The 8750-nt window shown below is 41.8% G+C and carries 7 protein-coding genes; 5 read left to right on the top strand and 2 right to left on the bottom strand.

The window, feature by feature from the left end; translation table 11 throughout:
- The first annotated feature begins 53 nt into the window (after window positions 1-53).
- Window positions 54-1430: a glycosyltransferase family 2 protein gene (locus ACQUQ1_RS21230; RefSeq protein ID WP_435066225.1), complete on the top strand. Its 1377-nt coding sequence runs from the start codon at window positions 54-56 to the stop codon at window positions 1428-1430.
- Window positions 1431-1440: 10 nt separating this feature from the next.
- Here ACQUQ1_RS21230 and ACQUQ1_RS21225 read toward each other — a convergent pair whose 3' ends face one another.
- Together ACQUQ1_RS21225 and ACQUQ1_RS21220 are read right to left on the bottom strand one after the other, a co-directional pair.
- The gene (locus ACQUQ1_RS21225) at window positions 1441-2526 is read right to left on the bottom strand and encodes a glycosyltransferase family 4 protein (RefSeq protein ID WP_435066224.1); all 1086 of its coding nucleotides are present in this window, start codon (window positions 2524-2526) and stop codon (window positions 1441-1443) included.
- A 77-nt stretch (window positions 2527-2603) separates the two neighbouring features.
- Window positions 2604-3413 (bottom strand): glycosyltransferase family 2 protein, encoded by an 810-nt coding sequence (locus tag ACQUQ1_RS21220; RefSeq protein WP_435066223.1) that lies wholly within the window; start codon window positions 3411-3413, stop codon window positions 2604-2606.
- A gap of 224 nt (window positions 3414-3637) precedes the next feature.
- Between ACQUQ1_RS21220 and ACQUQ1_RS21215 the strand changes: the two genes are divergently transcribed.
- The 4 genes from ACQUQ1_RS21215 to ACQUQ1_RS21200 all read left to right on the top strand — a co-directional run.
- Window positions 3638-4708 carry a Gfo/Idh/MocA family protein gene (locus tag ACQUQ1_RS21215; RefSeq protein WP_435066222.1) on the top strand — a complete coding sequence of 357 codons (1071 nt, stop codon included), beginning with the start codon at window positions 3638-3640 and terminating at the stop codon, window positions 4706-4708.
- 756 nt (window positions 4709-5464) lie between these two features.
- Window positions 5465-6712 carry a DUF2206 domain-containing protein gene (locus tag ACQUQ1_RS21210; protein WP_435066221.1) on the top strand — a complete coding sequence of 416 codons (1248 nt, stop codon included), beginning with the start codon at window positions 5465-5467 and terminating at the stop codon, window positions 6710-6712.
- Window positions 6712-8118 (top strand): lipopolysaccharide biosynthesis protein, encoded by a 1407-nt coding sequence (locus ACQUQ1_RS21205; RefSeq protein ID WP_435066220.1) that lies wholly within the window; start codon window positions 6712-6714, stop codon window positions 8116-8118. The genes ACQUQ1_RS21210 and ACQUQ1_RS21205 overlap by 1 nt, the downstream gene beginning before the upstream one ends.
- Before the next feature lie 409 nt (window positions 8119-8527).
- Window positions 8528-8750 (top strand): hypothetical protein (locus ACQUQ1_RS21200; RefSeq protein WP_435066219.1); only part of this gene is annotated, 223 nt, incomplete at its 3' end.

Genomic DNA, 8750 nt, shown 5'->3' with positions numbered 1-8750 from the left:
CAGGGTCAGGTTCGGTCGTCACCAGATATCACCGACTTGGGTGCCGACTAAACGTGGATCACGACGGATCAAAGAAATTTGACACAATGGTTCAAAACACCGAACACGAACGGCAGACCGATGGGGGCGAGCTCCAGACGAAGTCCTCCAGTGGCGAGGTTGATCTGGACGACGACCAGCCAGCGTTCGGTTTCATCGCGCGGACTGACCTCGGCGTCATCGAAAACTTACGGCGCACGTCGGAGTACGGCGCCGATACGTTCCTCGTCGCCTCACCCGACGTAGATCCGGTGATCCGACGGACTGCCCAAGCACTCGGAGCGACGGTCTTCGAACCGCCCATCGACAATCCAACACGCGAGGAGCTTCGAGACCACCTCGCAACGTACGCCGATGCGAACAATGCCCCGGGTATCATCGTCCCAACCGATAGCACCACCCCCATTGCGGTCGAACGCAGCGTTGAGGCCTTCGACGGCGAATCCTTCCTCGTCGACGCAGTCACGGAGAAGAATACGCTCGAACCGACGGTCCTCGTGGCAATTCCCGCGTATAACGAAGCCGAAACCGTTGCGGACGTCGTTCAAGGGGCCCGTCGACACGCAGATCACGTGATCGTGGTTGATGACGCGAGTACCGACGAGACCGCAGCCGAGGCACACGGTGCCGGTGCGACGGTCATCGAACACGACGAGAACAAGGGCTATGGTGGGGCTCTGAACACTGCTTTCCGAGAAGCAGCAGAACGGAAGGCCGACCATCTCGTCATTCTCGACGGCGACGGCCAACACAACCCGGATGACATTCCCCAAGCCGTCGACATTCAGGAGAAGAGCAGTGCCGACATCGTTGTTGGGAGCCGATTCGGCGACGAGGCTGACACAGAGATCCCGATCTACCGACGATTCGGCATCGAGGTCATCAACACGCTCACCAACTTCAGCATGGGCATCGTCCGCCCGAAATCCTGGGTTCGCGACACTCAGAGCGGCTTCCGGACCTACAATCGCCGCGCCATCGAGAGCCTCAGCAAGGATCAGACCATCGGAGATGGTATGAGCGCAAGTACGGACATCCTCCACCACGCCCACCAACAGAACTACGATATCGAGGAGTTCGGCACCACGATCGACTACGAGGTGGAGAATGCGAGCAGCCAGAACCCCGTCTCTCACGGCTTCACACTAGTCGCGAACCTCCTGAGAACGATCGAGCGCGACAGACCAGTCACTACGCTCGGTATCCCGGGGTTCATCAGCTCCTTTATCGGGTTCGGATTCGGCTATTGGACGTTCCACAACTACATCCAGACTGGAACGTTCCCAATGGGACTAGCAATATCTTCTACGTTCTTCACTCTCGCCGGCATTTTCACATGTTTCACAGCAATTATACTTCACTCACTAAACACCTACCCGGGTGGGTCGTAGGCTCGGCGATCTATATGATTTTTTCATAAAACGACTCTGTTTGGTCTGTAATAATATCCCAATCGAATTCTGAAGCGCGGTCTTTTGGTGGAATATCTGGTTTTTCTCCATTAAGTGCTCGTGAAATCGTCGAAGATAGTGCACTAACATTGGGTTCCACTACAAAGCCAGCCCCATCAACAATTTCGCTGCCAGCGGAGTATTCGTGCTCAACGGTGATTACTGTACAATCTGTTGCCATAGCTTCAAGTAGAGTTATTCCGAAGCCTTCACGAATTGATGGAGAGACAAATACTTTCGCTGCGCGCATGTGGGCGATAACTTCGTCGTAACTGTCCAAGAAGCCCAGAAACTGTATTTGTGAAGACCTCTTTGTGTTATCTGCATGAGCCTTGAGACTATCAAGTTCCGGACCTTCACCAATAATACCAAGCGATGCATCATCGTTGCACATCGAAAATGCATCAATAAGCATATCCACTTTTTTATCCTTGATTAACCGACCTACGAACAAAACGTCAAATCCGTCTACCGCTGATGGTGTTTGAGAAATATCATTTATGTCAATACCGTTCGGTATTACTTCATACTCAATATCTGAATTTAGGCTTGATAATCGATTTGCTGTCGATTGAGAAGGGCATATTGCATGCTGAGGCAGCCGGGCTGTTGCCCACTCAATTCCTCTACCTAGTTGTCCTAATTTCCCTATGTACCTATACCAATAACTTCCCCAAACTTCATGCCAAGTTACGACTGTCGGGGTTTTATTAACATTCCCAATCAGTGATGCAGGAAATACATGAAAATATGGGGCAACGGGAGTTGCAATTACGTCATGACTATTGCCAATGAGTGGGATAACTGAGCGTACGCTCAACCCGAGTGCACTGCTGATCGATCGCCGATCCCCAGCAGCGTATAATTCAGTTTCAGGAGCAATGGCTTTCAGGTTCATTCCTTCGTGAATGTGATCCTGAGGACCGTCCCACCAGTGTCTTGAGTAAATCGTTACGTCGTGTCCTCGGTTTGACAGTCGCCTGCCAATTTCGTGGATCCGTTTCTCTACTCCCCCTTTGACGAACGGGTATACCACGGGTGTAACGTAACCAATGTCCACTGTTATCTTGTATATATGAATACACCCTCATTAATATTTCAATCTTGATTTTCCTACCGACCGCATTCTTCTTCTAACCAAATTGCTTCCCATGAGTTGGGAGATTCTCTTATCAACCGATTTAAATCGCGTCGCTTAAAATATACAAGAAAATATTGGTAACTCTCGGAAACAGAAAATATTAAGCCATTCATACCATCTAGAGCCGCTCCTCGAATAAAAAGACAGTAGAAGCCGGCAAGTATTCCATATATACTGTAAAATAATACAGTATTTCTGCGATTTCTCTTATGATCCTGTATCGCTTGTAATGATGAATATTGATTAACTTTCTTAACCTTCTCTGATATCCTTTCGTAAGCATAATGCTCTATGCACCCGTCTAGAGAACCGGTGTCGATATTTTCACTAATTACTGATAGTTCTTCCCAAATATAATTATTTTTATATGTTATCTCTTCTTTTTTAGCAAGTAGTGGGCGGGCAGGATGTTTTATGTGCATCCATTCTCCGAACATTTTATTTCTCTTTTTTATTCTATATGCCTTTTTATTGGGAGAGGGGAATAATTCATGGATCTCTTTTTTTAAGTCCGCGGGTATTCTTTCATCTGAATCTAATATTAATACCCACTCATTAGAAGCTAGTTCAATAGCATGGTTTTTGATATCAGCAAACCCACCGAATTCCTTCTGATATACTTTAGCGCCATATTTTTGACATACTTGTATTGTACCATCAGTACTATGACTGTCTACAACAATTATTTCTCCAACCCAACCATGAACACTTTTTAAACAGTCCTCTATCGTATCAATATTATTTTTTGTGGTCACACAGACCGAGATCTCTAGCTCTTTCACTGTAGTGAGAACAAGTCACCTCCAGTCCATTATATTAACGACTACTGGGCACTGTTTAGAGCCAGTTCAGAGAGACGAGTAGTTGGAAAATCTATTACTTCGTTCACCGGCCAAATGACAACTCACTGTGGTATACAGCCCCAGCTACTGTTGCTTCTACTTCGGTGATTTTGTAAGATATCTGTTTAGAAAGATATATCTGACATAAATCTGAATCACATCACATGACCAGTACCATGAACGCTGCTTTGATTGGTTGTGGTATTGCTGGACAGGATTTACATCTACCGTGTATCCACCAGCTTCCTAATGCCAAACTCACCGGTGTGTGTGATCTGGATCCAGATCTGCGTCAAACTGCCGCTGCTAAGTATGGAGTAAATGGATATGGCTCGTTGGAGAATTTGATAGAGAATGAAAATATCGATGTGCTCCATGTGGCCACTCCTCCACAGACGCATGCCGACATCGCTGAGGTGGCTCTCGAAAATAGTATCAATACTGTTATCGAGAAACCATTGGCGGCGACCTTAGAGGAATGTGACAGGATCATACAGGCTGAAAAAAGTAGTGATGCTCAAGCTACCGTAATCCATAACCAGCAATTCTTTCCAGAAGTTGTTAGGGTCCTTGAAAAAATCAATAGTGGGGAGGGTAGTCCTGGTGAGGTGGTATCCGTCTCTATGCTATTCGGAGAACGTAGAAATTTAGATGAATCAGAGCGAGGTAATTGGGTTTTTGAGTTACCTGGTGGTGAGATCGGTGAAGGCCTACCTCATCAAATTTACCTCCCATTGAAGTTTGCTGGCGGTCTTGATACAATAGATAATATATCTAAATATAAGAAATCAGATGCGATGAAATCCAGTTTCGATTCTCTTTCTATTGAGTTACGCGGAGGAGATGGAGAAACTCCTGTCTCGATTAAAGTCTTCACGACCTCAATAAACCAAAATTTGCTGCATATACATTGTGAAGATAAAGAATTCCAAATAGAATTAAATAAAAAATATGTCACGACAAACGATATGATCGAGGTTACGATCCCTTCTTTGATCACTGGAAACCTTTCTCAGATCACACAACTAATTAATAGTAATGTGCGGACGGGTTTCGGGATCTCAAGTCGCCTTGCAAAACGTGTATTTGGAAATTACTCTGTTAGTGAATATGGTATTGGTCATCTTAAGCAAATCGATAGATTCTATGATTGTATTGAATCTGGTGGAATAGTCCCGGTCACTCTACAAGAAGGAAAAGACACTATCAAAGTACTTGAAAATATAGACAAATAGATGAAGATAATAAACTGGAGTGCTCTGTCAACTGTCCTATTCGCTGGATTCTTAATTAGGTATTTCTCCATTAGCGGTATGTATGTATATAACCTTATCGAAATATTATCTGCCCTAACTTTATTATTACTTCCTGGGATAATATTTGTAGACTATTTGAATTTCAAAAACTGGACATGTGCAGTTAGTATTGTCCCTTGCAGCGTCGTTATCGTCTCAATTCTGGGCGCAATGTCCGCATATTCCGGATTATTATCCAGAATGCTATTTGGGGATCTTAAATATGTTCTATTCTTAGTTGGGATGGCGATAGTCACTATTCACCCGATAAAGTTCAGGGTTGATCTCAAAATTGGTATACGGATAATTGTGATCTCAGGGAGTATACTTATTGCCAGTATACTATCAACTATTTACTTGCCAAGTACAATAGTCGTATATTTGGTAACATTAGTGATCATTTCACTTTCTCCGTTATTAGTTTATTATTTTCCACTTAATAGAGATGAAACAGTATTATTTCTCTGGGTTGTATCTATCTCCATTCTTTTTCACGTCGATTTATACTCAGCATATATATGGGGATGGGATATTCACTTACAACACTTTGCTGCAACTGAAATCGCTACCAATGGTAGTTGGTCTCCTTCACAGTCATCAATATTTACTCCCTTATTGACTATTACTACCTATTCAGCGATATCCTCCACGTTATTCGACCAATCAGTGTCGAATATATTGAAATTCTATTATCCTGTGATCTACTCTACGACTGTACCTATCATCTATCTTCTTTATGAAAAAACAACGAAGAATCTTTCAACAACTGAGATTTGTCTATCTGTGTTTGTATATGTATTTTTTTATGGTTTTTTCAAGAAAATGCCTGGAAAGCACCATATAATACAACTCTTTTTGGCAATGCTATTGATTGGTATGGTTGTCCGCCCGCGAACTTATGAAATTCGTATGCGTTCAATAGTTTCATTGATCGGAATAATCATAACTCATTATGGCCTTTCCCTATTAATCGGCCTGTTATTTTTTGGATTCAATATACTAGAGAATTTATATTGTAGTATAAAAAAGAAAACAAGGGGACAAACTGTTCCTATATATATTTTATTAATTACGGGATTTTTTTCATGGTATCTTTATTCCGCAAGTGGATTGGTTCTTGAGTCGTTAATAAATCTAATGATCGTGAAAATAAATGGTCTATTCGCGACATCTGGCTCCGGCTCCTCAAGGAGCGGCATTGCTTACATTCTACTGGATACACCCTCGTTTCTGTGGCTATTATATAAATTGATTAATATCATAATCATTGCTACGGCAACTATCGGGATCACTTCAGAAGTATACCGATTAATGCGTACAGACGGTGAGCCGAGTACTGGTATTCAATTTCTATTCTTTACAATTCCCTTGTTTGGAATCACCGGAATTTCAGCGGTATTCTATTTCGGTATAGGGTTTGACCGCATTGTACAGTTTTCTCTTCTTGTTTTATCTCTTTATTCGTATATTGGATTGAAGGAAATTTTGGATACAGTTCCCGAATATTGGCAAGTTAGCCGGGTGTTGATCTCACCAAGTCTAATTTTTTCCGTTTTCCTAGTACTATTGTTGCTACTATCTTCCGGAGTTTCATTCTATTTAGTCGGTGAAGCTGTCCCAGCATACGCTGTTGGGATGTCAGACTCAAGAGAAGAGTGGAACGTTTATAACAAAGCAGAGATAGAGTCTGCACAATGGATAGACGCGCACACCAGTAGCCCGATTGGTGCGGTCAACCGACATGGAGAAAATCTAAAGGACCGTGACGCAGTTCTTCTATCCGGAATAATTGGGCCATCCAAAGTTACTCCAGTTTATAACCAACAAAGCTTAAAAGATGTGGATCATTTATTCCTATCTAAATCTCAAAGCCATCTGATTGACGTAAAGAAAACACGAAAAAATATAGTTTATAACAGCAGTACTGTTTCAATATACTACTAATGAAATTCGAAAAGGTCGCAGCTCATTCCTATGTATTCCGTCTGATAGCGGCACTGTGTGATTTCATAGGAGTACTAATAATCGCATATTTTTACAGTAGTGATTTAGTCGGAGGGTACTATTTGACTGTCTCCGTAATTTCTGTGGGTGTGCTGTTCAGTGATCTCGGCTTGTCAGAGGCTGTGAGAAAGCGTTTAAGTGAACGAGAGACCAAGGAAACTCTCCTTGGGACATCAATCATAATTAGATTATTATTAACAATTCTTATAGTTTTGGCTATAATAAAAATGTCAAATTTTATATATAATTTTATTGGTTTCGAAAGTACACTGAGTATTCTAGCATTAATGTTGACTATCCGCTCATTTCGAGAATTTATTTTTGCTGTGCTTGATGGAGAACACAATGTATGGGCTTCTTCATTTTCTAGGTTTATTGCCTCGATTTCAAAATTAACTTTTTGGATAATTTCTATATTTCTTAATTTTGGATTTATTGGACTACTAGCAGGTTTAATACTTTCCGATATTTGTTCAATATTATTCGCACAGTATTTTGTAGTAACTCGTCCCTCAACTCCGACTTTCAAATCGGCTAGATCTATCTACAAATATGCAAAATTTAGTGTATTTAATACGTTTAGAATGTCTGCATGGGTTTGGACAGATACCCTTGTATTAGGTTTCTTTGTCGCAAATTCGTATATTGGTGTATATGAAACTGTCTGGAGAATCACTGGTGTAGTTTTCTTAGCTGCATCAACAGCGGGGAACGTACTTTTCCCAGAGGTGAGTGAATTGGCATATAAAGAAAAATTAGAAAAATTGCAACCAATTTTTGAGAAAGGAATTTATTTAGCCGGTCTAATTAGTGTCCCCGGCGTTATCGGAGTAATTCTGATAGGGGAAGAAATACTTGAATTTTTCGGACATGAATACACAATCGGATACTATATTTTCGTTATCCTAATGTTTTCGAGGCTTGTTCATAGTTATGAGATTATTATATCAAAATTTATTACTGGATTGGATCGTCCTGATCTTGATTTTCGGTCAAATTTGGCGTTCATAACTGCTAATATCTCTTTCAATGTGATCTTTGTATATTATATAGGGTGGATAGGTGCTTCTATAGCTACTTTGACAGCGATTATAATAAAATATACTATAAATAATTACTTGTTCACAAATATTATTGAACTAGAAATGCCCAAAACTGAAATTCGGAATCAATTATTTGCAGGATCTGTTATGGGTGGCTGGATAGTTATTATTAATTATTTCACCAGTGACGGAGCATTGATCACCGCCGGGGTACTTTTCACTTCCGTTATTATTTATACGTTAGTTATATTTAAAATATCTGATAGATTTCGAACCATGTTTTGGGATATTATGCATGGATAAAATAAGTTAATTGAATTGGGCTCAGGGAACGGAGTCGAAGAGAGGATGATAAGGACAATCTAATTTAAGAATTCGACTAGAGACAAATTATAGGTATTCGATGTGACCACCACGATAGGTAGCTTCCAAACCCGAAGTGACCTGCTTCTTCCCGATAAAGGTAGCATCATGATGATGGTGTTCGGAGCGCTTTCGCTCCTGTTCGGTGCGGTCTTCGGCGTCGGCTTGCTTCTGAGGTCCTTATCAACGCTCGAAATCCTCGTACTGGTCAGCGATACTCGCGGTCGACGGGGATGTGCTTATTCTACTGAAAAGACATGTTGATCTGAAGATTACGGTGTGTGAAAAATATAGAGCGCTTCATTATACAACTGATTAGCACATTCCATGAGCACCAGTTCGCAAGATAGTGCTTGCCGGCGACTCCTTCGACATCGATCCGCCGCTGGAATCCAGTTATAATTTCGAAAAATCAAACCATACATATTATTTTCATACCAAGATCAGAAGTGATATTTTGAGGGTAAATTATATATACCTGCTCACTGCTCCGTGTATTATGTCTGGATTTCAAAATCGAAGTGACCTGTTTCTTCTCGATACGGGCAGCATCATGCTGTTGGTGTTCGGTA

This window comes from Halobaculum sp. EA56, from assembly GCF_051195075.1.
In the GTDB taxonomy this organism is placed as follows: Archaea; Halobacteriota; Halobacteria; order Halobacteriales; family Haloferacaceae; genus Halobaculum.
The sequence above is the reverse complement of the archived record's forward strand: the minus strand, read 5'-3'. Positions and strand labels throughout refer to the sequence as shown.